We start from the raw sequence: 26138 nt of genomic DNA on the forward strand, positions 1-26138 counted from the left end.
ACAGTGACAGGAGTTTGCGAATGGAGTAGAAGACGCGTCAGATTTTAAGCGGGCAGGGCGCGTTGATGTGCCTGGGAGATATGCCCGCGAGTTTGAGAGAACCGAGGAATAACGAGATGCCTGTCTATCGCTCCAGAACGACAACCCATGGCCGCAACATGGCGGGTGCGCGTGGCCTTTGGCGCGCCACCGGTATGAAGGATGGCGATTTCGGTAAGCCGATCATTGCGGTGGTGAACTCCTTCACGCAGTTCGTGCCCGGTCACGTTCACCTGAAGGATCTTGGTCAGCTCGTCGCACGCGAGATCGAGGCGGCTGGTGGTGTTGCCAAGGAATTCAATACGATCGCCGTGGATGATGGTATCGCCATGGGTCACGATGGCATGCTCTATTCGCTGCCGTCGCGCGAGATCATCGCGGACTCGGTCGAATATATGGTCAATGCGCATTGCGCCGATGCTATGGTTTGCATCTCCAACTGCGACAAGATCACGCCCGGCATGCTGAATGCCGCGATGCGTCTCAACATTCCTGCGGTGTTTGTTTCCGGCGGCCCGATGGAAGCCGGTAAGGTCGTTCTGCATGGCAAGACCGTCGCGCTCGATCTGGTCGATGCCATGGTCGCGGCTGCCGATGACAAGGTTTCCGATGAAGACGTGAAGATCATCGAGCGCTCCGCCTGTCCGACCTGCGGTTCGTGCTCGGGCATGTTCACGGCCAACTCGATGAACTGCTTGACGGAGGCGCTCGGCCTGTCTCTGCCCGGCAACGGCTCGACGCTCGCGACCCACTCCGATCGCAAGCGTCTCTTCGTTGAAGCCGGTCACCTGATCGTCGATCTGGCGCGTCGCTATTACGAGCAGGATGACGAGACTGTGCTGCCGCGCACCATCGCTTCCAAGGCTGCATTCGAGAACGCCATGTCGCTCGATATCGCCATGGGCGGCTCCACCAATACGGTTCTGCATATTCTAGCAGCGGCGCATGAAGGCGGCATCGAATTTACGATGGAAGACATCGACCGGCTTTCGCGCAAGGTTCCTTGCCTCTCCAAGGTCGCGCCTGCCAAGCAGGACGTGCACATGGAAGACGTGCACCGCGCCGGCGGCATCATGCGTATTCTGGGCGAACTCGACCGTGGCGGCCTCATCAATCGCGATTGCCATACTGTTCATGAGCCCACGCTGGGTGACGCCATCGACCGCTGGGATATCACCCGCACCAATTCCGAAACGGTGCGCGAGTTCTTCAAGGCGGCGCCTGGTGGCGTGCCGACCCAGGTTGCCTTCAGCCAGTCTTCGCGCTGGGATGATCTCGATACCGACAGCGAAAACGGCGTTATCCGCTCGGTGGAAAAGCCGTTCTCGAAGGACGGCGGTCTTGCCGTTCTTTACGGCAACATCGCGCTGGATGGCTGCATCGTAAAGACGGCGGGCGTGGACGAGAGCATCTTGAAGTTCAATGGCAGCGCTGTCGTCTATGAAAGCCAGGACGCTGCGGTGAAGGGCATTCTCTCCAACGAGGTCAAGGCTGGCGACGTCGTCGTCATCCGTTACGAAGGCCCGAAGGGCGGTCCTGGCATGCAGGAAATGCTCTATCCGACGAGCTATCTGAAATCCAAGGGTCTGGGCAAAGCCTGCGCCTTGATCACCGATGGTCGTTTCTCCGGCGGCACGTCGGGCCTTTCCATCGGTCACGCCTCTCCGGAAGCGGCCCAGGGCGGCGCCATCGGACTCGTACGTCAGGGCGATCTCATCGAGATCGACATTCCGAACCGCACGATTAACCTCAAGGTTTCGGACGCCGAACTTGCGGCCCGTCGCGCAGAGCAGGACCAGCTTGGCTGGAAGCCGGCCGAGTTCCGCAAGCGCAACGTCACCACCGCGCTGAAGGCCTATGCCGCCTTTGCATCCAGTGCGGATAAGGGTGCTGTTCGCATTCTGCCGGAGTGAGTTTTCTCCCGGTCTTCAGCATGATCTTGTTTAAATGGAAAACGCCCTGACACGGGCGTTTTTTATTTCCTTCAACGGATTGGGAGGTTTGGTTATGAAATTGAATCAGGTCCTGATCACCATGCGGATTCTGGATAAGGGCTGAGACTTCACCTTCATCTTCGGTCGCGGCTTTGAGCTTTTTCCCATGTCAGCCGCTCAAGCTTGTAACGGATAAGGGGCACGACCTTGCTACGCTGACAGCAAAAGGCTCTGGCGACGCCGTTCCTTTCAAACCCCAGCTTCTCCAGCAGATGACGAGATGCTTTGTTGTCCGCGATCGGGCTGGCATGAAGCGTGTCGATCTCAAGGCGCTCGAAAGCATGGTTGATGACAAGACGTGCTGCCTCAGAGGCAAAGCCTTTGCCCCAAGCGCTGCGGCCGAGCCAATAGCCGAATTCACCCGCAAGGCCGATCAGACCGACGAGTTGACCGGTGTCGATAGCCCAAACCGGGCTCTTCTTTCTTCGGGCTCGTAAGATCAGTTCTCTTGCATCGGCGGTGGTAAAAGGCATTGCGGTTTTAAGCAGATTGCGGGTGACGAGTGGATCGTTTGTCATCCGCGCGAGCCCTGCCGCGTCTGTAATGTTCAGCGGTCGCAGCAACAGCCGTCTCGACGTCAGCATGACAGGATAGGTGGCAACCTTGTTCATGGACCTCATCATGCGCGAGACGTTCGTCGACGCAACCCTTGTTTCAGCATCGGAACAACCCGGCGATCGGAAACGTTGCCGCATGAATTGCTAGGGAGAAAATCATGAAGCGGGCAGTTGTGACCGGCGGCGGTGGCTTGATCGGCACGGGAATTATCGAGGCTCTGTTGGACGACGGCTGGACCGTTGCGTGCTTCGACATCAAGGACACCAAGACAGCGGCGCGCAACATTCTGTGTGACGTAGGAAATGAGACCTCAGTGCTTGCCGCCTTCGATCAGCTTGGTTGGAAAGGGCTTGAACTGCTCGTCAACAACGCCGGTATTGCAAGCCCGGTGAATGGGCCGATCCATGAGCTGTCGCTTGCCGATTGGCGCAAGGTCACCGATAGCCATTTGACGGGAGCATTCCTGATGACAAGGTCCGCCGTGCCGCTGATGGGCGAGGGTGCGAGCATCGTCAATATGGTCTCGACGCGCGCTTTCATGTCCGAGCCGGAAACCGAGGCCTATGCCGCGTCCAAGGGTGGGCTTGTTGCCTTGACCCATGCGCTGGCTGTCAGTCTCGGGCCAAAGATACGCGTCAATGCGATCGCGCCGGGTTGGGTGACCGATGAAACCGATCTTCGCAAAAAGGACCATGCGCAGCATCCGGTAGGGCGCGTTGGCAGGCCAAAGGATATTGCCGACGGTGTGCTCTATCTGGCGGGTGCCGGCTTCATGACGGGTCAGGTTCTGGTGCTGGACGGTGGGATGACGCGGAAGATGATCTATGAGGAATAGCGTTCGTATTTCTTCAAAAAATGAATCAGGGGGTTGAGGTTTTGATTCAGGAAAGTGCTGAAACGCATTGTTTTGGGACTCCTTTTCGCGATCCAAGCCTTGCGAGTCACAAGGTGGTGATGCTGCTTCCTTTGATCGTGACAGCGCTTACCTAGGTAGACATGAAACGTCGCACAGCACTCGCACTCCTCGCCTCCTTGCCTTTTGCCACAGCGGTTCGCGCGCAATCGTCAGGCACAGGCGCCAAGTTCGATCCCATCCTGGAAGGGGCGGGTTCTCTTCAGACGCTGAAGGCGGTGATCGTCAGCCTCGATGGCGAGGAAGTCGCCTCGCGCGCCTATAATGGTTCATCGCTCAACGGATCGACCAATATCAAGTCCGCGTCCAAGTCGATCGTGTCGGCCCTCGTTGGTATGGCAATTGATCGCAAGATTTTAGAGGGTGCCGATCAGCCTATTGCCTCGGTGCTGAGAGCCGACTTTCCCGCGAACTCCGATCCGCGACTGGAACGCGTTACGATCGGCAATCTGCTTTCGATGCAGTCTGGTCTCGCACGCATGTCCGGTCCGAATTACGGGCGCTGGGTCGCGAGCCGCAACTGGGTGCGCACAGCCCTTGGCTCGGGCTTCGATGGCGAGCCGGGCGGTGGCATGCTCTATTCGACGGCCTCGACGCATCTCCTCTCGGCCATTTTGACGAAAGCCTCCGGCCGCCCGACGCTGGCGCTTGCCCGAGACTGGTTCAAGCCTCTCGATGGGTTTGCCATCGGTAGCTGGGAACGTGATCCCCAAGGCGTTTATCTGGGCGGTAACCAGATGGCGATGACGGCGCGTTCGCTCTTGGCTTTCGGAGAATTGTATCGGCGTGGTGGCGTTACCGCCGATGGTGAGCGCATCCTCTCGCAGTCATGGATCGACCAGTCCTGGACGCAGCGAACGAACTCGGTGTTCAATGGCGACGGTTATGGCTATTGCTGGTTCATCAAGGAGATGGCGAGAGAGAAGGTATTCTACGCCTGGGGCTATGGCGGGCAGATGCTCTATATCGTGCCGTCGAAAAAGCTCTCTGTGGTCATGACATCCCGGGAAGATGCGCCCTCGGCGCGCACCGGTTACCGGGATGCATTGCATGGCTTGATGACGAATATCATCGCGGCGAGTTAGAGTGGGCGGTTGATGCTCTGGAATGCTTCGCCAAGCTTGACCATGCGCTCGTCATAAGCCTTGGTCAGGCAGGCGACATCCGCTTCACAGGTCTGGCGACGCTTCAGCCATTCGCTCTGTTCGGTTTTCAGTGCATCACGAGACCCCATGGCCATGAGCTGCGTGAGAATGTCGAAGGTGGTGGCCATTTTCACGTCCTGATCATTCAGGGCGCGGTTCTCGCAGATGGTCTTCTCATCTGCCGCGAGATCAGTCTTGCTGCAATCGAAGCTCGCGGCTCCGACGGGCGATCCATGCGAATAGGAGGCGCAAACAATAAACAGGGCCAGAGCGTGTTTTCGAAACTGCATTTTTCTGTCTCATCTTTCATCATATCTTGGCGGTTCAATTCTCAGACATCGAAACCAGTTCCAAAGAAAGTAAAGCGCTCGCTTGTAAAGCCGTGCGTCATGATATTGCCGCCCTTTGATTTATAGGCTGAGACGCTATAACTGCATCCTATTGATGAAGATGAGGAATCACATGCAGCGCGTGTTGAAATTCATGGCCCACGGCTTTCTTGCGGCGTTGCTTCTTGCGCCCTTGGGTGCGCAGGCGCAGGACGCCAAAGCGGTGCCGGCCAGCCGCATGGAGATGCAGCTGTCCTTTGCTCCGCTGGTCAAGCGCACATCCGGTGCCGTGGTGAACGTCTATGCCGAGCGCATCGTCCAGCGCCGCGCCTCGCCCTTTGCCGGCGACCCGTTCTTTGAGCAGTTTTTCGGCCAGCAATTGCCGAACCGCACGGAAAAGCAATCTTCGCTGGGCTCCGGCGTTATCGTTTCGGCCAGTGGCCTGGTGGTGACGAACAACCACGTCATCGAAGGCGCCGACGACATCAAGGTCGCGCTGGCCGATGGCCGTGAGTTTTCCTCCAAGGTTCTCCTGAAGGACGACCGTGTCGATCTCGCCGTACTGCAGATCGATGCAAAGGAACAGTTCCCCGTGCTGCCGCTTGGCAATTCAGATGCCACGGAAGTCGGTGATCTGGTGCTTGCCATCGGTAACCCGTTCGGTGTGGGGCAGACCGTCACCAGCGGTATCGTTTCGGCCTTGGCGCGCAATCAGGTGACGCAAGGCGATTTTGGCTTCTTCATTCAGACGGATGCCTCCATCAACCCCGGCAACTCCGGTGGCGCGCTGATGAACATGAACGGCGAGCTGATCGGCATCAATACGGCGATCTTTTCGCGCGGCGGTGGCTCCAACGGTATCGGCTTTGCCATCCCTGCGAACCTGGTCAAGGTGTTCCTGGCCGCGGCTGAAAAGGGCGACAAGAGCTTTCAGCGGCCCTATGTCGGCGCAACATTCGATCCGGTTACCTCCGAAGTCGCGGAAGCTCTTGGGCTGAAGCGCGCGCGCGGCGCACTCGTCGTCAGCGTTGTGAAGGGTGGCCCTGCGGAGAAGGCGGGCGTCGAGCCTGGCCAGGTGGTCACTGCCGTAAACGGCATTGAGGTGGAGCATCCGGATGCGCTGGGTTATCGCCTGACGACGGCGGGTATCGGGAAATCCGCCAAGATCGCACTGATCGACAAGGGCAAGGAAAAGACCGTCACCATTGCGCTCGATACCGCGCCGGAAACGGCACCGCGTGACGAGCGCCTGCTGGAGGGTCGCAATCCATTTGCCGGCGCGACTGTCGCCAATCTTTCGCCCAAGCTTGCCGATGAGTTGCGTATGGTTGGAACACCGTCGGGTGTCGTGATCGTCGATGTCGCGCGCGGTTCGCCCGCTTCGCGCGTCGGCTTCCAGCCAAAGGATATCATCGTGTCGTTGAACGGCGCCGATATCACCTCCAGTTCCCAGATGGAGGAAGCGCTGCATGACGATCCCGGCTTCTGGCGCCTTGAGATCATTCGCGATGGTCAGCGCCTGCGGCAGTTCCTGCGATGAGCGGAGACCTCTTTGCACCTCAGATTCCAGCGGAGGTCGCCAACCGGCGGCCTCTGGCAGACAGGCTGCGGCCGACCACGATCGCACAGGTCACGGGTCAGCCGCATCTGACGGGCGAAGAGGGTGTTCTGCGCCGCATGATCGAAAGCGGCTCGCTGGGCTCGATGATCTTCTGGGGGCCGCCGGGCACGGGTAAAACGACCGTCGCGCGGCTGCTTTCGGGTGAAGCAGGTCTCGCCTTCGAGCAGATTTCTGCAATCTTCTCCGGCGTGGCCGACCTGAAGAAGGTGTTCGAGGCTGCGAGGACGCGGCGGATGAATGGGCGGCAAACGCTGCTCTTCGTCGACGAAATCCATCGCTTCAACCGGGCGCAGCAGGACAGCTTTTTGCCGGTGATGGAAGATGGGACCATCATCCTTGTCGGTGCAACGACCGAGAACCCTTCCTTCGAACTGAATGCCGCTTTGCTATCGCGTGCCCGCGTTCTGACCTTCAAGCCGCATGACGAAGAAAGTCTGATGGAGCTCCTGAAGCGTGCCGAGGAGGCGGAAGCCAAGCCGCTGCCACTCGACGAAGACGCGCGGCTCTCCCTGCTGCGCATGGCCGATGGTGACGGTCGCGCCGTGCTGACGCTCGCCGAGGAAGTCTGGCGTGCGGCGCGGGAAGGTGAGGTGTTCGATACGGAGGGGCTGACCCGCATCGTGCAGCGTCGGGCACCGGTCTACGACAAGGGCCAGGACGGGCACTACAATCTGATCTCTGCACTCCATAAGTCGGTGCGCGGCTCCGATCCCGATGCAGCGCTTTATTATCTGGCGCGGATGCTCGATGCGGGCGAAGATCCGCTTTATCTCGGCAGACGCCTGGTGCGTATGGCAGTCGAGGATATCGGGCTTGCCGACCCGCAGGCACTGGTCATCTGCAATGCGGCAAAAGATGCCTATGATTATCTCGGCTCGCCGGAAGGGGAACTGGCGCTGGCGCAGGCCTGCGTCTATCTGGCGACGGCGCCGAAATCCAATGCGGTCTACACGGCCTACAAGAGTGCGATGCGGGCCGCCAAGGAGAACGGATCGCTCCTGCCTCCCAAGCATATTCTCAATGCGCCGACCAAGCTGATGAAGGGCGAGGGCTATGGTGATGGCTATCGCTATGATCACGACGAGCCAGATGCCTTCTCAGGCCAGGATTACTTCCCGGAAAAGATGGGGCGCACCATCTTCTACGATCCGCCCGACCGGGGTTTTGAACGCGACATTCGCAAGCGCCTGGATTGGTGGTCGAAGCTGAGACGGGAACGCAACCCTCGCTGAAGCGCAAAACCAGCTTTCGGGCTGGCTGTCTGCGCTTCGCTTCTCATTCCTGCTGGATGGTTGATCAGGCGCTCTTGCGCTGGGCGGCTGCCGGGTTTGCCGGCAGCATCTTCACAGACGACTCCGCCAAGCCATTGTGACCTTCACCATCGACGATGACATGCCAATGGCCGGTTTCGGGGATCGCCAGACGCAGCGGTGATTTTCGAGCTACGCCGCCGACATATTTGAAATCCAGAAGCTCTGTGAATCTTTGGAAATTTCCGGCCGTCATCAATCGTACGTTGGCGACCGCGTTTAGAGATACTTCAATAATGGTACCAGTACGGATCTCCTTGAGATCGTAGTGGGTGTAGCGAAAATTAGGTTTTGGCATATCGATCTCGTCGTTTTATTCGGCGCAGAGATCATGATTCTGATTTCTTAATTCGAAATTACTTGACGTGTAGTCTGTGCGAACTTTTTTAGGTTCGTAGAAGACAAACTCCCAATGCTACTGCGAGCTACAAGCAGTAGGTTAATATCTCAGACGTGTTGTCTGAGCCGTTACCTTCCAAATTATATTTCCACCTACCACTGCGTGCACTTTATGTTTTTGTCAATTTTTTAAGATTACCAATAATTGATCACATTCGGGGGAATTTGACGTATGAAACATCTCACCATTTCCACGCGGCTTTATGCGCTGGTCGCATTGTTTCTGGCGATACTGGCGGCGGCGCTGACATCAAGCCTGTTCGGTGGCTATGGCGGAATGGAGAGAGAGCGCAAGGCTGGGCTGGAAGCGTTGACGCATTCGGCTGTCGGCATTCTCGATCAATATTATCGTCTGGAACAGAGCGGGACGCTGACTCGGGAGGTCGCTCAGCAACAGGCGAAGGCTTCGATTGCTGCGATGCGCTATGACAATGGCAATGGCTATTTCTGGATCAACGATATGGGTCCGAAAATGGTCATGCATCCGGTGAAGCCGGAGCTGAACGGTGCCGATCTGACAAAGAACAAGGATCCGAACGGCAAGTTCCTCTTTGTCGAATTCGTCAATACCGTGAAGGCGAGCGGGAAGGGCTTTGTCGATTATCAGTGGCCGAAGCCCGGCGCGCCTGATCCTGTGGGTAAGTTCTCTTATGTCGAAGGCTTTGCGCCCTGGGGCTGGATCGTCGGCACAGGTGTCTATGTTGACGATCTCAACGCCATGTTCTGGCGCGAGGCAACCCTCTATGTCGGCATTTGCCTGATCAGCGCTCTCGTCGTTCTTGCCGTCGCCACCGCGGTCGTGCGCAGCGTTTCAGGCCCGATCGGCAAGCTGAAGACGAGCATGTCCAGCATCGCGGATGGAAACGCCGAGGCCGAGGTGCCGTTCGTCGAACGTCGCAACGAGATCGGCGCCATGGCCAAGACGCTGCTCGTTCTTCGCAACTCCGTCAATGAACGCAGCCAGTTGCAGCTTCGCGAAGCCGAGCAACAGAAGGCGATCGAGAATACGCGCCGGGAAAGCGAGGATGTGCTTCGTTCCGCCTCCGAGCGCCAGGCCCAGGCCATGGATTCGCTCGGCCAGGCTATGGAAAACCTCGCGCGCGGCGATCTTACCGTTCAAGTGGGGCAGGTGGGTGCCGAATATGACAAGCTGCGCGCCGACTTCAACAGCGCTGTTGGTGTCCTTCGGGACGTGATCGCAACGATCTCGCGCAGCAGCGATGTCGTCAACGCCAGCGCCTCCGATATCAGCGAGGCGACGGGAAATCTTTCCCGCCGTACCGAACAGCAGGCTGCGGCGTTGGAAGAGACGGCAGCTGCACTCGACGAGATCACGGCAACGGTTCGCACAGCCTCCGAGCGCGCAAACGAGGCGCGGCAGATGGTGACGGAGACGAAGCAAAGTGCGGGTCGCTCCGGCGATATCGTTCGCAGCGCAGTGGAGGCCATGAACCGGATCGAGGAGTCCTCCCGCAAGATCGGTCAGATCATCGTCGTCATTGATGAGATCGCCTTCCAGACAAACCTGCTCGCCTTGAACGCTGGCGTCGAAGCCGCACGTGCCGGTGAGGCCGGTCGTGGCTTTGCCGTCGTGGCGCAGGAGGTTCGCGAACTTGCTCAACGCTCCGCCAATGCTGCAAAGGAAATCAAGACGCTGATCAACAGCTCGGCAGAGCAGGTGAGTGGCGGTGTAACGCTGGTTCGTTCCACCGGAGAGGCGCTGGAGGAGATCGTCTCGCTGGTCAACCGTGTCGACGGCCACGTGAACTCGATTGCCACGGCTGCGCGTGAGCAGGCGACGGGACTGCAGGAGATCAACACCTCCGTCAATCATATGGACCAGATGACCCAGCAGAATGCCGCTATGGTGGAGGAAACCACGGCGGCGAGCGAAACGCTGGCAGAAGAGAGCCGCAAGTTGCATTCGCTGCTGGCGCGGTTCCAGCTTGGAAGCTTTTCTGCTGGAGGCTCGATGTCGCGGGCGGCCTGACTTTCGCTTCCATACCGATAGAGGGGCGTCGCTTGCGGCGCCCTTTTCGTTTTCGCATATGGATGCAACGCTTCGGTCGCAGCTACGACGGTGCGGTTTTCGGGAGCCTGCTGTTTCGTTTCAGAACATACAAGCCTTCGTCGGTCAATTTCTTTGCGTCGACACAAAGGGTTCGTTTACCAGATTTCTTTAGAATTTGATCTGATCGCCGCGTGTTGCGGTCGCCGAAGGTACAGGTTCTGGTATGGCGTATGTTTCCCTTCCGCGTCGTCTTGCGGCGTTGATGACAATGTCGGCGGTGATCGTGTCGTGCTCAGCGGAGGGGCTAGTGCCCCCCGCTGAGGTCGATGGCGCGACACGGGTCAGTTCCATTCGCTCCTCCAGCCGGCAGAACTACAGTGCGCCGCCGGCCCCGATGAGCCAGGATCTTCCCTTCAACGACCAGTCGGCCCTGTCGCAGCCGCTGCCGGAGGCGCCGGTATCGCGTGATCCGCTGCTAAGCTCCGGCGGGCAGGGCTACTCGACGCTCGATGCGCAGGCGAGCCGCCTTGCGCCCGTTCAGCCGCAGTCAACCCACATGCCGTCGCAGATGGCGGAGGGTGACGAGGGCGTGAACATGGATGCAGGACTGGGCGTGGCGCCGGGACGGAGCCTTGCTGAGGAGCAGGATATGGAGGTGTCCTCTCCCGACAGTGCCGCTTCTCAGCCACCGCAAGCACCGCGTCGGCTTGCCAATCAATCCCGCCTTATTCCGCCGCCGCCAAGCGGTCAGCGTCAGGCGCAGCCCGTGGAAGAGGTGGCGATGCTGATGCCGGACAATCCGGCGCAGGAGCGGCGCATGTCGCAGCCGCCCGGCATGATGCCACCCTCCGAAGTGGCTTGTCGCACCGAGCTTCGCCGATTGGGTGTCGCCTTTCGCGATGTCGCGCGCATTGCCGATGGTCCGACCTGCGGTATCGATTATCCGATCGAGCTTAGCGGTCTCGATAGTGGCGTTGCGATCCGCCCAGCTGTGAAGCTGAACTGCCAGGTGACGCTTGCCTTCGCCAAATGGGTGAAGTTCGAACTCGTGCCGTCTTCTCGCTTCCGTTACTTCTCTGGTGTTGGCCGTATTACCCCGATGGGTGGTTACTCCTGCCGCAAGATGAATTCCAGGGCGAGCAACCCCTGGTCTGAGCATGCGCGCGGTAACGCCATCGACATTGGAACGATCACGCTGAAAAACGGCAAGGAGATCGACGTTCGCAAGAAGAGCTTCTTTGCCTTCCGTGAGAAGGGCTTGCTGAAGGCCGTTCGCTCCGACAGCTGCAAGTATTTCTCTACCGTGCTCGGACCGGGTAGCGACCCCAACCACTGGAACCACTTCCACTTCGATCTGCGCACACGCAAGTCCGGTTATCGCCACTGCGATTGATGGCCTTGCTCTTCGATCGGATGGTGGATGTCGACTGCCCAAAAACAGGGCCAAAAAAACAGGGCAGAGTGCGGGGGTAGCCTCTGCCCAAAATAATGTTTTTCAATATGACTGCCGTATGTCTCAAAATGTCGAGCGGTGCTGAAAACCGGACGGGCGCCCTGTGATGAACAGTCCGGTACCCGTCACGCCGGTTTCTACGACATCAGCATCACATCTTCATGACAGGGACGATAGGAAGATGACGCCGTTGGTGAAATTTGCGGAACTGCAACCGGCGTGTGGTGTTTCCGCTCTCTCCAGCTGACTTTTTGTCTTGATCCCTTTCCGGATGCAAAACGGACAACACTTTTGCTGGAAATGCTTTATATGAGCAGTTCAAGAACGTGCCGAAAGATCATTCATGACGCCTTCCCGCAAACCCATCGTTTCCATCCGCAATCTGACGAAATCTTACGCCAACGGCTTTCAGGCGCTGAAAGGCGTCACCCTTGATATCTACGAGGGCGAGATCCTCGCGCTGTTAGGCCCGAATGGTGCCGGCAAGACGACGTTGATTTCGATCATCTGTGGTCTCGTCAATCCGGGCGAGGGCAGCGTGCTCGTCGGCGGCAGTGATGTCGTCAAGGATTTTCGCAAGACACGCGCTTTGATCGGGCTCGTGCCACAGGAACTGACGACCGACCAGTTCGAGACGGTGTGGAACACGGTGTCGTTTTCCCGCGGATTGCATGGCTATCGTAAAGACCCTCAACTGATCGAGCGCGTTTTGAAGTCCCTGTCGCTGTGGGACAAGAAGGACAACATGCTGCGTGAGCTTTCCGGTGGCATGAAGCGCCGCGTGCTGATCGCCAAGGCGCTGGCGCATGAGCCGAAGGTTCTGTTTCTCGATGAGCCGACGGCCGGTGTCGATGTGGCGCTGCGGCGCGACATGTGGAAGGTTGTCGAGGAACTGCGGTCGGCTGGCGTCACCATCATTCTGACCACCCATTACATTGAAGAGGCAGAGGAAATCGCCGATCGCGTCGGGGTGATCAATGGCGGCGAACTTCTGTTGGTGGAGGAAAAGACTGCGCTGATGCGCAAGCTGGGCCGCAAGCAGCTTTCGCTGGAACTCACGACGCCGGTCACGACGCTTCCCGAAAGCCTGTCACCTTTCCATCTGCAACTCTCCGAAGAGGGTACCTGCCTGACCTATGAGTATGACGGCAATGGAGAGCAGGGGCGGATCGCCGAGCTTTTGTCAGCGCTTGCCGGTGAGGGCATTCATTTCAAGGATATCTCGACACGGCAGAGCTCGCTCGAGGATATTTTCGTCGCATTGGTAGGAGGACAGAAATGAATTTCGAAGCCATCAAGTCCATCTACCTCTTCGAAATGGCACGCACGCGCCGCACGCTTTTGCAAAGCGTGATCTCGCCGGTCATCTCGACATCGCTCTATTTCATCGTCTTCGGTACCGCGATCGGCTCGCGCATCCAGGAGGTCGAGGGCGTTTCCTATGGGGCCTTCATTACGCCTGGCCTCATCATGCTGACCCTGCTGACGCAGTGCGTCAGCAACGGCTCCTTCGGCATCTATTTCCCGAAATTCACCGGCACCGTTTATGAAATTCTCTCCGCCCCGATCTCGATGACGGAGATATTGGCAGGCTATGTCGGAGCAGCGGCGACCAAAGGTCTGATGATCGGTACCATCATCCTGATTACGGCGTCCTTCTTCGTCGATATCTCTATCGCCCATCCGTTCATGATGGTCCTGTTCTTCGTGCTGACGGCCGTCAGCTTCAGCCTGTTTGGCTTCATCATCGGTATGTGGGCGTCGAATTTCGAGCAGCTCAACCTCATTCCGATGCTGGTTGTTCCGCCCTTGACCTTCCTCGGTGGCAGCTTCTACTCGATCAACATGCTGCCGCCCTTCTGGCAGACGGTCAGCCATTTCAATCCGGTGCTTTATCTGATCAGTGGCTTTCGCTGGAGCTTTTACGAGATCGCCGACGTCAATCCGCTGATCAGCATCGTGATGATCATCGGGTTTTTGACCGTGTGCCTCGCCATCGTCAGCTGGATGTTCAGGACAGGCTACAAGCTGCGCAACTGACAGGTCTTACCGATCCCTGAGCGTCAGCTGGTCTGTCTGCATCTGCAGCGATCCGAGTGTCGAGAGGAAGGTCATGCCAAGCAGGCTTTGATCCAGCTGGCCCTTCTGCGCCACGAGGGCAGGCACATTGCGCCGAACAATCGGACCGACCGCGATCTCCGACAGACGCACGGGGGCTGCCGATGTCCGTCCATTGGCGGTCATCACCGAGACGGTATAATTAAGATTGTCCGGATTGATGCCGACTGCCTCGGCGTCGGCATTGGATAGCACGACGGAGCTTGCACCGGTATCCACCAGCATATGGACAGAGACGCCGTTGATCGTGGCATCGGCCTCGAAATGCCCACCCATGGATTTGCTGAGAATGACTTCCTGAATACCATCGGATGTCGTCGTCACCACGGCGCGACCGGGAATGAGGCCTGCCATCAGCCTGTCGCCGAAACGCTGCAGGTCTCCCCGGTAAAGATAGCCTGCGGCGAGCCCCAAGATGATGACGAGCCAGATGGCCAGTTGGCGAAGCACCGTGGGCAGGTTGCCGCGACTGCCCGCCAGAATGCCGGCCGCTAGCAGAACGGCAATCGGCGTCAGATAGAGCGCGCCGGCGAATCGATCATTGTCGACGCCGAAGGTCTGTCCGCTGCTGTTGTTGATCAAGAGAAGTGCAAGGCCGATGCCAAGGATGAGAAGAACCAAAGTCAGCCTGTTCATGCACTCTCCATTCCTGTCGCCTTCGCCGTCCTGCGTCTGGGTAACTCACTCATGATCCTGTGCCTTTCAGCGACGGTAAAGCCGCTCCAGCCGGTGATTTCAGCGATTGTCCGGTGGCAACCGGTGCAAAGCCCTTCAGGGCTGAGCTGGCAGACGTGAATGCAAGGTGTTTCCATCGTTTTCATATCTGTTCTTCAGGCGAGGAGAGCAAGAGCGACCAGCATCACGATCTCGGTGATTTGTTGTGTTGCGCCAATCGTATCGCCGGTGTGCCCCTCGATCTTGCGGAGGCACAGACGTTTGAAGAGGTGCGCGACCGCGAAAGAGGCGGCGACAGCGACGATTGCCGCAACTAAGGTGTAAGACAAAAACAGCACCACGCAGGCGATGCCGATGCCGTAGGCAAGAGCGTGGTTTCGATCGATTGGTCCTGGCTGCCCAATGGAGGCTGCGACGCCAGCTTGGCGGGCAGGTGGAAGACCATGCCAGTGCCACACCATCATGGCACGGCTGAAGCTTGCCACGGCGATCAGAGAGGCCGCACTTGCCAGCCCGGGGAGTTCGCGGATCAGGACGGCGATGGCCGTAACTCTGACCATGAAGGAAAGGATCAGCGCGATGGCTCCATAACTTCCGATGCGGCTGTCCTTCATGATGGTGAGGGACCGTTCCTTGTCCGCCCCGCCGCCAAAACCATCCGCGGCGTCTGCCAGCCCGTCCTCATGCAAGGCGCCTGTAAGAGCCGTGGCGACAGCCAAAGTCAATGCCGCTGTCAGCAACGGATCGGCGTGCGCGTGATGGAGAATGGCGACGAGAGTGGCCGATGGTAGGGCGATCAGCAGCCCGGCTATGGGGAAGACACCGGTAGCGGCCAGCATGTCTACCTTTCGACCTTGAAAGAAGCTGTCATGGACAGGGATGCGACTGAGAAAGCTGAGTGCGTGCATGACCCGCGTCAGAAAACCTTCCAGGATCAATCCGCTCTCCCGCATTTCGAAAGACCAATGTTGCGCTGTCGACGAGCGTCATAGTATCGCAAAACCGTGTCCTTGGTTTGCGCCACATGCTTTAGAGGTTGTCCCTCTGCCCGTCCCCGATTATGAGAGGCGCAACAAAGACCGATTTGCCGGAAAACACAAGTCTTCGGCATGAGAGAAAGATCGATACCATGAGCGTGAGCGGCCTGCCTTTCGACGATTTTCGTGTTCTTTTGCGTGATCTGCCGGGACCGGATACCTATGCGCTGGTTGCCGCCAAGGAGCGCAATGCGCAGCTGACCAAGCCCGCCGGTTCGCTGGGTCGTCTGGAAGAGATTGCCATGTGGCTTGCCGCCTGGTCGGGTCGCGCACCGGCCGTCAACCGTCCGCTCGTCGCGATCTTTGCCGGCAACCATGGTGTGACCCGCAACGGTGTGACGCCTTATCCGTCCTCCGTGACGCAGCAGATGGTGGAGAACTTCGCGGCAGGCGGTGCCGCGATCAACCAGATCTGCGTGACCCACGATCTCGGTCTCAAGATTTTCGACCTTGCCCTCGATTACCCGACCGGTGACATCACCTGCGAGGCAGCACTCTCCGAGCGGGACTGCGCAGCCACCATGGCCTTCGGTATGGAAGCGATCGCAGGCGGTACCGATCTTCTCTGCATCGGGGAGATGGGCATCGGTAACACGACGATTGCTGCCGCCATCAATCTGGCGCTTTATGGCGGTACGGCTGAAGAGTGGACCGGTCCAGGGACGGGCTCTCAAGGTGACGTCATGGAGCGGAAGATCGCCGCTGTGAAGGCGGCCGTGGAGTTCCACAAGGATCATCTATCCGACCCGCTGGAAATTATGCGCAGACTGGGCGGTCGCGAAATCGCCGCCATGGCCGGCGCGATCCTCGCAGCCCGTGTGGAAAAGATACCTGTCCTGATCGACGGCTATGTGGCAACCGCGGCTGCCGCTCTGCTGAAAGCCGCAAACCCTGCGGCCCTCGATCACTGCCTGATCGGCCATGTGTCCGGCGAACCAGGCCACATGGCGGCGGTGGAGCGGCTGGGCAAAACGCCACTTCTGGCGCTTGGCATGCGTCTTGGCGAGGGAACGGGTGCTGCACTTGCAGCCGGTATCGTCAAGGCTGCTGCTGCTTGCCACTCCGGCATGGCGACCTTTGCGCAGGCAGGCGTCGATACCGGTGCTGCTCACCATTGAGGCGATGATGGACAACCTTCCCAAGAGCCCAGTGTCAGAGCCAGTTTTCCGCAAGGAAACCGGCTTTCGCCATCTGCTTGCCGCCGCACGCTATTCGCTGCAAGGGCTTCAGCGCCTCTGGCAAGAGGCGGCGTTTCGTCATGAAGTGATTGCCTTGGGTGCAGGACTTGTTTTCCTGGCGGCCATCAACGCACCTCTGGTGCATGATCTGATCTTCATCCTGCTGATGCTGCTGCTTTTCTGTGTGGAAGCGCTGAATACGGCAATCGAGGAAATCGTCGATCGCGTTTCGCCGGAGTTTTCCAGCGCTGCCCGCAACGCCAAGGATCTTGGCTCCTTTGCGGTCTTCTGCCTTCTGCTCGCCAATGGCGGCTTTATTCTCTATTCGTTGATTTCAACGGTGTTCTTCAGCGTCAGCGCGATCTGATTCAGGCAAAAGACCGCTTGCGTGGCTGCACCGCCTGCACGTCTTCAACGGCGGGGACGGTTTGCAGGATGCGCTTGGCGGGCAGGATCGCGATTGTTTCGGTCCCCTCGCGCAGTTTCGATTTTAGCACGAACTGACCATCATGCTTGGAGAGGATGGCCTGGACGATCGGCAGGCCAAGACCTGTGCCTTGTTCTGCACTCTTGATGGCAATCGATCCCTGGCCGAAGGCAGAGAGCACCACTGGAATTTCTTCCTCCGGAATGCCGGGACCATTGTCCTTGATCGAGACATACTGGCCGCCACGTGCGGTCCAACCGGCCTTGATGGAAATCTCACCGCCCTGCGGGGTGAACTTCACGGCGTTGGACAAGAGATTGAGGATCACCTGGCGGAGCGCCTTTTCATCCGCCCAGACGCTCGGCAGGCTGCGCTCGAACTGCTGGACGATGCGAATATTCTTGCCGCGCGCGCGCAGCTGTATCATGCCGACGCAGTCTTCGGCGATCTCTAGGAGTGAGACGGCCTCTTCCTGCAACTCATAGCGGCCTGCCTCTATGCGGGAGAGATCGAGAATTTCGTTGATCAGGTCAAGCAGGTGCTGGCCGGAGCGGTGGATATCGCCCGAATATTCCTTGTAGAGCGGGTTGTTGAGCGGCCCGAGGATTTCCGATGCCATGACTTCGGAAAAACCGAGAATGGCGTTGAGCGGTGTGCGCAGCTCATGCGACATGGATGCCAGAAAGCGGGACTTTGCGAGATTGGCTTCCTCTGCCCGGCGCCTTGCCTCATCCGACATGGACTTTGCCACTTCCAGTTCGGCGATCAGGTCGTCCTTTTCCGACTGGAAAGACAGGAGCTTGATGCTGGAATTGTGCAGACGCCTGGTGATGTAATGGCAAAACAGCATGGCCATGAAGAACATCAGCGCCATGCCGATTGCCATCGGATCCTGCGAGGTGGCGGCATTAATGCCAAGCGCCATCAGCACTGGAAGAAAAGTCATCAAGATCGCCCGTCGCAACATGAAGTTGGACATGGCGGTGATGGAGAGCGCAATGAGCAGCGTGGCGCCTTTGTAGAACATCGGCAGGGCCGCGTCCTTGGCACCCATCGGGTAGCCGGCAAAAAGCGCCCAGATCAGGCCGATAATGATCTGCACGGCAAGAAACGTGCTGACCCAGCGGTTTACGTTTGCGGGCGTGATTGTCTGCTTTTGCGCCTTGCGGGCAAAGATCAGCGCAAGGGCGTGGCCGCTCAGCGCCAGAAGGGTCCAGCCAACAATCTCGATGTCGCGGGTGATATAGACGCCGATGCCGGTTGCCAGCAGGATGAAGAGCGGCATGATGGTTGCGCCGTACAACGTCTCTGCGATATGCATCTGCAGCATTTCGCATTCGAAGGCCACGGTGCCGACACCGCCATATTGCAGCCGCTCGCGCGTCGACTTCACGGCATCGAACACGGCTTTATTACGCCGCGTGCGAGACCGATCGACGATGTTCTTGTCGGCTATGTTGCTGGCGCTTTTACTCATCTACTGAACGAAACCGATGCGAGATGTTTGCACGTTACCGGTAAAGTCTTAAGAAGATGCTGCCGCGAAAGGATTTGTTTGCCATTTCTGCAAAGGGTTTGTTGGGATATGAGACGAAAGTCAGGCAGGAGATTTTCTCCGGTGAAGGACGGAATCATTCTGCTTTTGCTGATCGTTCTGGGTGCCTTGATCATGGCGAAGGTCGATGGTCTGAATGATCGGCAGTTCTCCGGTAGCTTCGTCGCGATTGACGGAGATACGCTTGCCCTCGGTGCTTCCCGTTATCGGTTGGTCGGGATCGATGCGCCTGAGCTTCGTCAGGATTGCGGAGCGGGTGATGGAACCTGGGCATGTGGACACGCGGCTAAGGATTTCGTCAGAGAGGTTCTGGAGACAGGCGAGGTCGAGTGTACCGGCGGTAGCAAAGATCGGTATTCGCGTTTTCTCGTCCGCTGTTCGATAAATGGTGCAGACTTGGGCAGCCTCATCGTCTCTGAAGGTCTGGCTGTGACCACGGAATATTTCCTCTACGCCAAGGAGGAGGATAATGCGCGACAAGAGAAGCTTGGCCTCTGGAGTGGAGCATTCGAAAACCCCAAGGACTGGCGACGGGAGCAGAAGACAATGGAAGCCGATGCGCCGCGGGCAGGGCCTTTGACGGTGCTGCGCCATGCCTTCGGCTGGTGACATGAGCGTGACTGTGGAGAAGCAGGGGGAGATCCAAGAGGCATTGATCGAGACACTGCGCGACAGTATTGCGCGATGTCGGATCTGTCGGGACACGCCGCTGAAGGGAGAAGGCGACCGGCTGCCGCATGAGCCGCGACCGGTCGCGGTCATCTCGGCCAAAGCTAAAATCTTGATTGCCGGGCAGGCACCTGGACTTCGTGTGCATGAAAGTGGTCTGCCGTTCAATGATGCCTCTGGCGACCGACTGCGCATGTGGCTGAATGTCGACCGGGACATGTTTTACGATGCCGATCGGTTCGCCATCGTGCCGATGGGCTTTTGCTTTCCCGGATATGACGAGCGTGGCAGCGACCTGCCGCCCCGGCGGGAATGCGCACCGCGCTGGCGCGATGAGGTGATGTCCGCCATGCCGCAGATCGAGCTTGTGCTCGCGATCGGTCAATATGCACAAGCCTATCATCTTGGCGGCCGCCGCAAGAAAAGCATGACGGAAACCGTGCAGAACTGGCGAAACTATCTGCAAACCAATACGGGCATTCCCGTGCTGCCTCTACCGCATCCGAGTTGGCGCAATACCTCCTGGTTGCGAAAGAACCCCTGGTTCGAGCAGGAGATACTGCCGACCCTCCGACAGCATGTGGAAATTCTCACGCGATGAAACAAATTTCTTTTTCTTCGTTTTTTTTAGTGTAAATAGAGGAAAATAATTCCGTAGGAGAGAAGATTGGACCGTCTCGACCGTAAAATTCTGCGTATTCTGCAAGAGGATTCCACACTGGCTGTTGCCGACCTTGCAAAGAAGGTCGGGCTTTCCACGACGCCCTGTTGGCGGCGTATCCAGAAGATGGAAGAGGATGGCGTCATCCGTCGTCGCGTGGCGATTTTGGATGCGGCGAAGGTCAATACCAAGGTCACGGTTTTCGTTTCCATCCGCACCGCGTCTCACTCCATCGAGTGGCTGAAGCGCTTTTCGGAGGTCGTTTCCGAGTTTCCGGAAGTGGTCGAATTCTACCGCATGAGCGGTGATGTGGATTATCTGTTGCGCGTCGTCGTACCGGACATCGCTGCTTATGATGCCTTCTACAAGCGGATGATCGCCAAGATCGAAATCCGCGATGTGTCATCGGTCTTCGCCATGGAGCAGATCAAGTACACGACCGAACTGCCGCTCGATTACATGATCCTGGACAATCCAAAGTCCGGCGAAGAGTGATCGGCCGTTTCAGCTGATAGCTCATTCCCGCGCTGATCGCGGCAATGAGTAAAGCCATGCTCAGCCCTTGAACTTCGCGATCACCAGATGGCCGGGTGTCGGCTCGCCATCCTGCATGCGCACGTTGATGTCGGTGACCTCCATCACATCAAAGCCCGTCGCGGCCAGACGCTCGCGCACATAGGTTTCCGCATGGGCAAAGCGCTGATGCGCGCCGACGATGTAGGGTCTGCCAGCCATGTTATCGTCGGGGAGGGTCTCCGACGAAAAGACGAAGATGCCGCCTTTCACCATGTTTTCTGCGGCACCGAAGAACAGCGGTTCCAGCGCGCCGAGATAGGGCAGCACGTCCGTCGCGGTGATCAGATCGAAAGCCTCGTCGTCATTGTCTTCGAGGAAATCCTCGACTTCGGCGACGTAGAGCGTCTCGTAGACATCCTTTTCATGGGCGATTTCAACCATGTTTTCGGAGATGTCTATGCCGGTGATATCGTCGGCCATGTCGCGAAGCGCTTCGCCCGTGAGACCGGTGCCGCAACCAAGATCCAGCATGCGCTTGAAGGGACCGAGTTCAAGCGTCTGCAATCGCTGACGCACCATCATCGGGACGGCATAGCCAAGCTGTTCGACGAGAATGTCTTCAAAGGCTTCCGCATGCTGATCGAAGAGCGTTTCGACATAGGCGTCCGGTGCCTTGGGCGGCGCTTCGCCTCTTCCCATCGATGCGATGCGCACGGCGGCACCGCCATGATCTTCGGGATCGATTGCAAGAACCTCTTCGTAAGCCTTCACCGCGGCGTCGATATCGCCGGCCTTTTCGAGCGCAAGCGCGCGGTTATAGGCTTCTGCAAGAGCCTCTTCATCGATCTTGGCGTTCTTGGTCATGGCGTTCATCAGGCTCCGCTTCGTTGGAAGCCTGATTAAGCCGCAACGCTTTTGCGCGCAATGCTTTGTTTCACGGTCCTGTTCGACGCCGAAGGCACATCCGTGCGGACATTTATGTCAGTGCAGGATGAATTCGCCCTTCAACGAGCGCCATTCCTGGGCCGATATCAGCTTGCGGTGGACGTAGCGCACCGAGTGCAGCGGGCCATCCAGCTTTTCCTGCCAGAATTTCAGGAAGCCGTGCATTTCCGGAAAGTCGGGTGCGAGATCATAGTTCTGCCAGAGATAGCTCTGAAGGACGGAAGGGTGATCCGGCATACGATAAAGGATTTCGGCTGTGGTGAGACCATAGCCTTTCAGCATCATTTCCATGTCTTGGTTCATGTGGCTGCTCCCATTCTATTGATCGCCGACACACCGAGGTGTCATCGACAATGGGAACATGACATGGTTAATCAAAGCTTGCCAAGAAACCGAGATGTCACAAATTATTTATATTTCTCAGTGTGTTAGCATCCTGCCTCTGTGAGTGCTGCCAATCTCTCATCGCTTCAGGTGGCGTGTCAACCGCGCTTCCACGCCTGCCCAGACATGGCGCAGGATTTCCACCATCGAAAGGTAGAAGATCGCTGCCCAGAGATAGGCCTGGAAGTCGAATGTGCGTGAATAGGCGTATCGGGTCTGACCCATCAGGTCGAAGACGGTGACGATGGAAACGACCGCCGAGCCTTTGATCATCAGAATGATTTCGTTGCCGTAGGGGCGAAGCGCCACGATCAATGCCTGCGGCAGAACGACCTTCCAGAATGTCACCGGCTTGGAAATGCCAAGCGATGCGGCGCCCTCGTGCTGGCCTCGTGGAACGCTTTGGACTGCGCCGCGGAGGATCTCGGCCTGATAGGCGGCGGTGTTCAGCGTCAGCGAAAGAAGCCCGCAATACCACGCGTCGCGGAAGAACCACCACAGGCCGACGGCCTCAAGCTCGGTACGAAAGCCACCGAGGCCGTAATAGATGAGGAAAAGCTGCGCCAGAAGTGGCGTGCTACGAAAGAGATAGACATAGGCGAACGCAATGGCGCTTACGATCCTATTCTTCGACATGCGGGCAAAAGCAATCGGAGCAGACAGGACAGCGCCAAGGATCAAAGCAAGGCCGACGAGGCTGACCGTCGTCCACAATCCATCGATATAGCGCCAGCCATAGCGCGCGATCTTATCCGGGTCCCAGTCCAGGATTAGCGAAAGCACCAGACCGACGAACAGCATGGCCCAGAGAGTGACGATGACATAGCCGGCGATCCGCGCAAATGAGAACCGCCGCGCAGGAGCGGGTGGTGCGGGTCTTGCCTCAATCAAATGGTCGATATGGCTCATCTCTGCACCTCCGAGCGGCGCGCCCAGCGGTCGATATAGCCAATACCGATCGAAGAAATGAGAGCGAGAATGAGGTAGAGCAGGCAGGCAATGCCGTAAAACAGAAACGCATCCTTGGTCACCCGCGCGGCGATACCGGTCTGGCGCACGATATCCGCCAACCCAATGATCGAGACGTAGGACGTGTCCTTCAACAGAATGACCCAGAGATTGGTCATGCCGGGAAGGGCAATACGCACGAGCTGCGGGATGATGATAAGAACCATGGTGCGGCTGCGCGACAGGCCAAGCGCATCACCGGCTTCATATTGCCCCTTGGGAATGGCGCGAAACGCAGACAGCAGCACTTCGGACGAGTAGGACGAGAAGACGACTGAAAGCGCAATCATGCCCGCAACGAAGGCGTTGATCTCGATGGGGCCGGTGAAGCCGAGATAACCGCCGATCGTCTGGAGCAAGATTTGCATGCCGTAATAGACGATGAAGAGGGTCAGCAGTTCCGGTAGACCACGGAAGATCGTGGTGTAGATGCCGACGGCGAGGCGGAGGGATTTCTCCTGCGATTGCGCGGCTAGCGCGATCAGGAAACCCAGGAACAGCCCGACGGGAAGCGTGGCGAGGGCCACGGAAATCGTCACTTTCACGCCGAAGGCAATTTCGTCGCCCCAGCCATCGCCGCAGGCGAGAAGGGTGCCGTTACCAAAGAGTGAGAAGATACCGACCGGACCACAGAACGGGTCGAACAGATATGTGAGATAGGTCCAGAACGAACCTATGGCGGAAAACACTCCGCTCATGCCAACTTCCCCCGCGGTCTGCGCCGCTTTCATATTTGTTTTATGAAGGTGTTCTCAAACAAAAATGGCGGAAGGGCAACCCTCCCGCCACGATATTTCAACATGAGAAACAGGCTTACTGGCCGTAGACGTCGAAATCGAAGTACTTGTCGTTGATCTCTTTGTACTTGCCATTGGCGCGGATGGCCTTGATCGCCGCGCTGAACTTGTCGGCGAGAGCCTTGTCGCCCTTGCGAACGGCAATGCCTGCGCCCTTGCCGTTGATCTGTTCATCGACAGGCATAGCCGTCAGGATCTTGCAGCATGCGCCAGCGTCCGACTTCACCCACTGCGACAGAACCACGATGTCGTCGATGACGCCATCGATGCGGCCATTGGTGATGTCGAGCTTGTACTCGTCAGCCGTTGGATAGAGCTTCAGCTCGGAATCAGCCAGGTGCTTTTCAGCATAGTTGGCGTGCGTGGTGGAGCCCTGCGCGCCGATTGTCTTGCCCTTCAGGTCCTCAACGGACTTGATCGGCGAGTCCTTCGGTACGGCGATCGCCGGAGGCGTGTTGTAGTACTTCTCGGAGAAGTCCACCTTTTCAAGGCGCTCAGGCGTGATCGACATGGAGGCAACAATGGCGTCGAATTTCTTCGCCTGAAGGGCTGGAATGATACCGTCCCAGTCATTGGTGACGAAGGTGCATTCGGCCTTCATCTGTTCGCAGAGCGCCTTGGCGATATCGATATCGAAGCCGGTCAGCTTTCCGTCAGCCTCCAGAACGTTGAATGGCGGGTAGGCGCCTTCCGTGCCGATGACGATCTTGTCCTGCGCCATGGCGGAGCCAGCAAACAGCGACAAGGCTGCAATGGAAGCTGCAGCAAACAGACGGGTGGGGTTCAGCATTTAGATCCTCTCTTTCGGCGATACGACGCACGCCTCATTTATGTTCTGCGTGCATGAAGATTTTGGCACTCCGCGCGCGATAGAGGCCGGTTGCGGATGCTTGCCGGGATACTCATCCCGTTGCAAAAAAAATGCAACATCATTGTTTTGCGCTGCGACAGCCTCCTCAATAAATCGATTTGAATCGCTGCCACCTGCTTAAAATTCAGGGAACAAAATATGGCGCTTATCCGTAGTAAGGAAGCCTTATAATTTCAGGCGACAATTCATTTTTTTCAGACGACGGTTCCCGATTGTCGGCCTCCGCCTCCACCTCCAGGAGGAATTTTCATGGGTATCACACACAGCATTCAGGCGCTGACACCTGCGCAGCGCAACACTGTTATCGCCAGCTTCCTCGGCTGGACTCTTGACGCCTTCGATTTCTTCATCCTTGTTTTTGTCATCAAGGATATCGCGAAGGAGTTCAATACAAGCATCCCGGCGGTCTCGATCGCAATTTTCCTGACGCTTGCCATGCGGCCGATCGGTGCGCTGATCTTTGGCCTTGCATCCGACCGTTACGGTCGCCGGATCACGCTCATGGTCGACGTCCTTCTTTATTCGGCCCTTGAGCTTCTCTCCGGCTTCTCGACCGGGCTTACGATGTTCATCGTCCTGCGTCTGCTCTATGGCATCGCGATGGGTGGCGAATGGGGTGTCGGCGCGTCACTGACCATGGAAACGGTGCCGCCGCAAGCGCGTGGCTTCGTCTCCGGCCTGCTTCAGGCGGGCTACCCGGCCGGCTATTTGCTGGCCTCGATCGTCTTCTTTCTGCTCTATCCGATCATCGGCTGGAGAGGCATGTTCTTCGTCGGCGCTCTGCCTGCGCTGATCGTTCTATACATCCGGCGCAGCGTCGAGGAATCCCCCGCATTCCTCCAACGCAAGAGTAGACCTCAGCAACCTTTCCTGACTGTCTTGAAGAAGAATATTCCACTCTTCATCTGGACTGTTATCCTGATGACGGCGTTCAATTTCCTCAGCCACGGCACGCAGGATATCTACCCAACCTTTCTGGAAACGCAGCGGGGTTATGACAGCCACACGACAGGCGCCATTGCGATCGTTTACAACATCGGGGCGATTTGCGGTGGTCTGTTCTTCGGCGCTCTTTCGCAACGAATTGGCCGCAGGAAGGCAATTGTGATTGCCTCGCTTCTGGCCATTCCGGCCGCCTGGTTCTGGGTTTATGCTCCCGGCGCCGTCCTGCTTGCCATCGGTGCTTTCGTTCTGCAGTTCTTCGTCCAGGGTGCGTGGGGCGTTATCCCCGTTCACCTGAACGAACTCTCACCGGACGAAGTGCGTGGCACATTCCCAGGCTTTGCCTACCAACTCGGCAATCTCTTGGCCTCAGGCAACGCAACCCTGCAAACGACATTGGCCGCCCACTGGCAGGGGGATTACGCGCTCGCGCTGTTCAGCGTTGCCGTTGTCGTCGCCTGCGCGGTCGCCCTGCTGGCGGGGCTCGGATATGAAAAGCGCAACGTGCAGTTTGGCGTTTCAGATGACCAACCGGTTGAATCGGCGCCGTCAGCGCGGGGAAGAACGGCTTGAAATTTGCGCT

Annotated in this window: 27 protein-coding genes; 15 read left to right on the plus strand and 12 right to left on the minus strand. The window is 57.9% G+C overall.

Translation table 11 applies throughout. The features are described from left to right. Positions 1 to 116: 116 nt before the first annotated feature. Complete coding sequence (gene ilvD, locus AC07U5_RS06745) at positions 117 to 1952, plus strand: dihydroxy-acid dehydratase (RefSeq protein WP_062427511.1); 1836 nt, start codon at positions 117 to 119, stop codon at positions 1950 to 1952. A 155-nt stretch (positions 1953 to 2107) separates the two neighbouring features. Here the strand turns inward: ilvD and AC07U5_RS06750 are convergent, their stop codons facing one another. Next, positions 2108 to 2644 carry a GNAT family N-acetyltransferase gene (locus AC07U5_RS06750; RefSeq protein WP_494722596.1) on the minus strand — a complete coding sequence of 179 codons (537 nt, stop codon included), beginning with the start codon at positions 2642 to 2644 and terminating at the stop codon, positions 2108 to 2110. A 104-nt stretch (positions 2645 to 2748) separates the two neighbouring features. On the opposite strand from AC07U5_RS06750, the gene AC07U5_RS06755 reads away from it, so the two are divergent. Further along, a complete protein-coding gene (locus tag AC07U5_RS06755) occupies positions 2749 to 3426 on the plus strand; it encodes an SDR family oxidoreductase (RefSeq protein WP_062427509.1) in 678 nt (225 codons plus the stop codon). A gap of 161 nt (positions 3427 to 3587) precedes the next feature. Further along, a complete protein-coding gene (locus tag AC07U5_RS06760; RefSeq protein ID WP_494722597.1) occupies positions 3588 to 4589 on the plus strand; it encodes a serine hydrolase domain-containing protein in 1002 nt (333 codons plus the stop codon). On the opposite strand, the gene AC07U5_RS06765 is transcribed toward AC07U5_RS06760, so the two are convergent. Continuing rightward, on the minus strand, positions 4586 to 4939 hold the full coding sequence (locus AC07U5_RS06765) for a lysozyme inhibitor LprI family protein (RefSeq protein ID WP_062440774.1): 354 nt from the start codon (positions 4937 to 4939) through the stop codon (positions 4586 to 4588). The two genes, AC07U5_RS06760 and AC07U5_RS06765, sit on opposite strands and share 4 nt — an antisense overlap. A gap of 172 nt (positions 4940 to 5111) precedes the next feature. Between AC07U5_RS06765 and AC07U5_RS06770 the strand changes: the two genes are divergently transcribed. Both AC07U5_RS06770 and AC07U5_RS06775 read left to right on the plus strand, forming a co-directional pair. Continuing rightward, positions 5112 to 6518 carry a DegQ family serine endoprotease gene (locus AC07U5_RS06770; RefSeq protein ID WP_494722598.1) on the plus strand — a complete coding sequence of 469 codons (1407 nt, stop codon included), beginning with the start codon at positions 5112 to 5114 and terminating at the stop codon, positions 6516 to 6518. Continuing rightward, on the plus strand, positions 6515 to 7831 hold the full coding sequence (locus tag AC07U5_RS06775) for a replication-associated recombination protein A (protein WP_494722599.1): 1317 nt from the start codon (positions 6515 to 6517) through the stop codon (positions 7829 to 7831). The genes AC07U5_RS06770 and AC07U5_RS06775 overlap by 4 nt, the downstream gene beginning before the upstream one ends. A 64-nt stretch (positions 7832 to 7895) precedes the next feature. On the opposite strand, the gene AC07U5_RS06780 is transcribed toward AC07U5_RS06775, so the two are convergent. Then, complete coding sequence (locus AC07U5_RS06780) at positions 7896 to 8207, minus strand: DUF1883 domain-containing protein (protein ID WP_062427504.1); 312 nt, start codon at positions 8205 to 8207, stop codon at positions 7896 to 7898. A gap of 273 nt (positions 8208 to 8480) precedes the next feature. Between AC07U5_RS06780 and AC07U5_RS06785 the strand changes: the two genes are divergently transcribed. From AC07U5_RS06785 to AC07U5_RS06800, 4 genes are all read left to right on the plus strand, one after another. Next, positions 8481 to 10298, plus strand: a complete 1818-nt coding sequence (locus tag AC07U5_RS06785) for a methyl-accepting chemotaxis protein (protein ID WP_116493832.1) — start codon at positions 8481 to 8483, stop codon at positions 10296 to 10298. Positions 10299 to 10542: 244 nt separating this feature from the next. Then, complete coding sequence (locus tag AC07U5_RS06790) at positions 10543 to 11712, plus strand: extensin-like domain-containing protein (protein WP_494722600.1); 1170 nt, start codon at positions 10543 to 10545, stop codon at positions 11710 to 11712. 403 nt (positions 11713 to 12115) lie between these two features. Then, on the plus strand, positions 12116 to 13054 hold the full coding sequence (locus AC07U5_RS06795; RefSeq protein ID WP_112358250.1) for an ATP-binding cassette domain-containing protein: 939 nt from the start codon (positions 12116 to 12118) through the stop codon (positions 13052 to 13054). Then, entirely contained in the window at positions 13051 to 13812 is a 762-nt protein-coding gene (locus tag AC07U5_RS06800) for an ABC transporter permease (RefSeq protein WP_062427500.1), read from the plus strand. Before AC07U5_RS06795 ends, AC07U5_RS06800 begins: the two co-directional genes overlap by 4 nt. 6 nt (positions 13813 to 13818) lie before the next feature. Here the strand turns inward: AC07U5_RS06800 and AC07U5_RS06805 are convergent, their stop codons facing one another. The 3 genes from AC07U5_RS06805 to cobS are packed head-to-tail and all read right to left on the minus strand — an operon-like array spanning position 13819 to position 15503. Beyond that, positions 13819 to 14526, minus strand: a complete 708-nt coding sequence (locus AC07U5_RS06805) for a retropepsin-like aspartic protease family protein (protein WP_494722601.1) — start codon at positions 14524 to 14526, stop codon at positions 13819 to 13821. Then, the gene (locus AC07U5_RS06810) at positions 14523 to 14711 is read right to left on the minus strand and encodes a DUF1289 domain-containing protein (protein WP_207774007.1); all 189 of its coding nucleotides are present in this window, start codon (positions 14709 to 14711) and stop codon (positions 14523 to 14525) included. Before AC07U5_RS06810 ends, AC07U5_RS06805 begins: the two co-directional genes overlap by 4 nt. Positions 14712 to 14720: 9 nt before the next feature. Then, a complete protein-coding gene (gene cobS / locus AC07U5_RS06815) occupies positions 14721 to 15503 on the minus strand; it encodes an adenosylcobinamide-GDP ribazoletransferase (protein ID WP_494722602.1) in 783 nt (260 codons plus the stop codon). A 191-nt stretch (positions 15504 to 15694) separates the two neighbouring features. Between cobS and cobT the strand changes: the two genes are divergently transcribed. Both cobT and AC07U5_RS06825 read left to right on the plus strand, forming a co-directional pair. Next, positions 15695 to 16720 carry a nicotinate-nucleotide--dimethylbenzimidazole phosphoribosyltransferase gene (gene cobT / locus AC07U5_RS06820; RefSeq protein WP_113226294.1) on the plus strand — a complete coding sequence of 342 codons (1026 nt, stop codon included), beginning with the start codon at positions 15695 to 15697 and terminating at the stop codon, positions 16718 to 16720. A gap of 7 nt (positions 16721 to 16727) precedes the next feature. Beyond that, positions 16728 to 17147 (plus strand): diacylglycerol kinase, encoded by a 420-nt coding sequence (locus tag AC07U5_RS06825; protein ID WP_062599003.1) that lies wholly within the window; start codon positions 16728 to 16730, stop codon positions 17145 to 17147. A 1-nt stretch (position 17148) separates the two neighbouring features. On the opposite strand, the gene AC07U5_RS06830 is transcribed toward AC07U5_RS06825, so the two are convergent. Then, complete coding sequence (locus AC07U5_RS06830; protein ID WP_062427496.1) at positions 17149 to 18684, minus strand: sensor histidine kinase; 1536 nt, start codon at positions 18682 to 18684, stop codon at positions 17149 to 17151. A gap of 141 nt (positions 18685 to 18825) precedes the next feature. Between AC07U5_RS06830 and AC07U5_RS06835 the strand changes: the two genes are divergently transcribed. The 3 genes from AC07U5_RS06835 to AC07U5_RS06845 all read left to right on the plus strand — a co-directional run bounded on the left by AC07U5_RS06835 (position 18826) and on the right by AC07U5_RS06845 (position 20587). Then, positions 18826 to 19371, plus strand: coding sequence for a thermonuclease family protein (locus AC07U5_RS06835; RefSeq protein WP_494722603.1), 546 nt, complete (start codon positions 18826 to 18828; stop codon positions 19369 to 19371). 1 nt (position 19372) lies between these two features. Next, positions 19373 to 20032: a uracil-DNA glycosylase family protein gene (locus AC07U5_RS06840; RefSeq protein WP_494722604.1), complete on the plus strand. Its 660-nt coding sequence runs from the start codon at positions 19373 to 19375 to the stop codon at positions 20030 to 20032. 66 nt (positions 20033 to 20098) lie between these two features. Further along, positions 20099 to 20587 carry an Lrp/AsnC family transcriptional regulator gene (locus AC07U5_RS06845; protein ID WP_062427493.1) on the plus strand — a complete coding sequence of 163 codons (489 nt, stop codon included), beginning with the start codon at positions 20099 to 20101 and terminating at the stop codon, positions 20585 to 20587. A 60-nt stretch (positions 20588 to 20647) separates the two neighbouring features. On the opposite strand, the gene AC07U5_RS06850 is transcribed toward AC07U5_RS06845, so the two are convergent. The 5 genes from AC07U5_RS06850 to AC07U5_RS06870 all read right to left on the minus strand — a co-directional run bounded on the left by AC07U5_RS06850 (position 20648) and on the right by AC07U5_RS06870 (position 24532). Further along, complete coding sequence (locus tag AC07U5_RS06850) at positions 20648 to 21472, minus strand: class I SAM-dependent methyltransferase (protein ID WP_494723268.1); 825 nt, start codon at positions 21470 to 21472, stop codon at positions 20648 to 20650. A gap of 117 nt (positions 21473 to 21589) precedes the next feature. Beyond that, positions 21590 to 21856 carry an usg protein gene (locus AC07U5_RS06855; RefSeq protein ID WP_062440802.1) on the minus strand — a complete coding sequence of 89 codons (267 nt, stop codon included), beginning with the start codon at positions 21854 to 21856 and terminating at the stop codon, positions 21590 to 21592. A gap of 159 nt (positions 21857 to 22015) precedes the next feature. Continuing rightward, on the minus strand, positions 22016 to 22846 hold the full coding sequence (locus AC07U5_RS06860; RefSeq protein ID WP_112955053.1) for an ABC transporter permease: 831 nt from the start codon (positions 22844 to 22846) through the stop codon (positions 22016 to 22018). Beyond that, positions 22843 to 23643 (minus strand): ABC transporter permease, encoded by an 801-nt coding sequence (locus AC07U5_RS06865; RefSeq protein WP_113226304.1) that lies wholly within the window; start codon positions 23641 to 23643, stop codon positions 22843 to 22845. The genes AC07U5_RS06860 and AC07U5_RS06865 overlap by 4 nt, the downstream gene beginning before the upstream one ends. A 115-nt stretch (positions 23644 to 23758) precedes the next feature. Then, positions 23759 to 24532, minus strand: coding sequence for an ABC transporter substrate-binding protein (locus AC07U5_RS06870; protein WP_062427490.1), 774 nt, complete (start codon positions 24530 to 24532; stop codon positions 23759 to 23761). A gap of 330 nt (positions 24533 to 24862) precedes the next feature. Between AC07U5_RS06870 and AC07U5_RS06875 the strand changes: the two genes are divergently transcribed. Continuing rightward, positions 24863 to 26128: an MFS transporter gene (locus AC07U5_RS06875; RefSeq protein ID WP_494722605.1), complete on the plus strand. Its 1266-nt coding sequence runs from the start codon at positions 24863 to 24865 to the stop codon at positions 26126 to 26128. Positions 26129 to 26138 lie beyond the last annotated feature (10 nt).

Source organism: Agrobacterium sp. GW821-FHT02D03 (genome assembly GCF_059421725.1).

What these genes read in the sequence shown, in the direction of transcription:
- AC07U5_RS06750 (WP_494722596.1), bottom strand. Translation starts at nt 2,644, where the DNA reads ATGAACAAGGTTGCCACCTATCCTGTCATGCTGACGTCGAGACGGCTG.
- AC07U5_RS06825 (WP_062599003.1), top strand. Translation starts at nt 16,728, where the DNA reads ATGGACAACCTTCCCAAGAGCCCAGTGTCAGAGCCAGTTTTCCGCAAG.
- AC07U5_RS06810 (WP_207774007.1), bottom strand. Translation starts at nt 14,711, where the DNA reads ATGAAAACGATGGAAACACCTTGCATTCACGTCTGCCAGCTCAGCCCT.
- AC07U5_RS06870 (WP_062427490.1), bottom strand. Translation starts at nt 24,532, where the DNA reads ATGCTGAACCCCACCCGTCTGTTTGCTGCAGCTTCCATTGCAGCCTTG.
- AC07U5_RS06805 (WP_494722601.1), bottom strand. Translation starts at nt 14,526, where the DNA reads ATGAACAGGCTGACTTTGGTTCTTCTCATCCTTGGCATCGGCCTTGCA.
- AC07U5_RS06875 (WP_494722605.1), top strand. Translation starts at nt 24,863, where the DNA reads ATGGGTATCACACACAGCATTCAGGCGCTGACACCTGCGCAGCGCAAC.
- AC07U5_RS06785 (WP_116493832.1), top strand. Translation starts at nt 8,481, where the DNA reads ATGAAACATCTCACCATTTCCACGCGGCTTTATGCGCTGGTCGCATTG.
- AC07U5_RS06760 (WP_494722597.1), top strand. Translation starts at nt 3,588, where the DNA reads ATGAAACGTCGCACAGCACTCGCACTCCTCGCCTCCTTGCCTTTTGCC.
- AC07U5_RS06800 (WP_062427500.1), top strand. Translation starts at nt 13,051, where the DNA reads ATGAATTTCGAAGCCATCAAGTCCATCTACCTCTTCGAAATGGCACGC.
- AC07U5_RS06775 (WP_494722599.1), top strand. Translation starts at nt 6,515, where the DNA reads ATGAGCGGAGACCTCTTTGCACCTCAGATTCCAGCGGAGGTCGCCAAC.
- cobT (WP_113226294.1), top strand. Translation starts at nt 15,695, where the DNA reads ATGAGCGTGAGCGGCCTGCCTTTCGACGATTTTCGTGTTCTTTTGCGT.
- AC07U5_RS06765 (WP_062440774.1), bottom strand. Translation starts at nt 4,939, where the DNA reads ATGCAGTTTCGAAAACACGCTCTGGCCCTGTTTATTGTTTGCGCCTCC.
- AC07U5_RS06780 (WP_062427504.1), bottom strand. Translation starts at nt 8,207, where the DNA reads ATGCCAAAACCTAATTTTCGCTACACCCACTACGATCTCAAGGAGATC.
- AC07U5_RS06830 (WP_062427496.1), bottom strand. Translation starts at nt 18,684, where the DNA reads ATGAGTAAAAGCGCCAGCAACATAGCCGACAAGAACATCGTCGATCGG.
- AC07U5_RS06855 (WP_062440802.1), bottom strand. Translation starts at nt 21,856, where the DNA reads ATGAACCAAGACATGGAAATGATGCTGAAAGGCTATGGTCTCACCACA.
- AC07U5_RS06865 (WP_113226304.1), bottom strand. Translation starts at nt 23,643, where the DNA reads ATGAGCGGAGTGTTTTCCGCCATAGGTTCGTTCTGGACCTATCTCACA.
- AC07U5_RS06795 (WP_112358250.1), top strand. Translation starts at nt 12,116, where the DNA reads ATGACGCCTTCCCGCAAACCCATCGTTTCCATCCGCAATCTGACGAAA.
- ilvD (WP_062427511.1), top strand. Translation starts at nt 117, where the DNA reads ATGCCTGTCTATCGCTCCAGAACGACAACCCATGGCCGCAACATGGCG.
- AC07U5_RS06860 (WP_112955053.1), bottom strand. Translation starts at nt 22,846, where the DNA reads ATGAGCCATATCGACCATTTGATTGAGGCAAGACCCGCACCACCCGCT.
- AC07U5_RS06840 (WP_494722604.1), top strand. Translation starts at nt 19,373, where the DNA reads ATGAGCGTGACTGTGGAGAAGCAGGGGGAGATCCAAGAGGCATTGATC.
- AC07U5_RS06850 (WP_494723268.1), bottom strand. Translation starts at nt 21,472, where the DNA reads ATGACCAAGAACGCCAAGATCGATGAAGAGGCTCTTGCAGAAGCCTAT.
- AC07U5_RS06755 (WP_062427509.1), top strand. Translation starts at nt 2,749, where the DNA reads ATGAAGCGGGCAGTTGTGACCGGCGGCGGTGGCTTGATCGGCACGGGA.
- AC07U5_RS06790 (WP_494722600.1), top strand. Translation starts at nt 10,543, where the DNA reads ATGGCGTATGTTTCCCTTCCGCGTCGTCTTGCGGCGTTGATGACAATG.
- AC07U5_RS06770 (WP_494722598.1), top strand. Translation starts at nt 5,112, where the DNA reads ATGCAGCGCGTGTTGAAATTCATGGCCCACGGCTTTCTTGCGGCGTTG.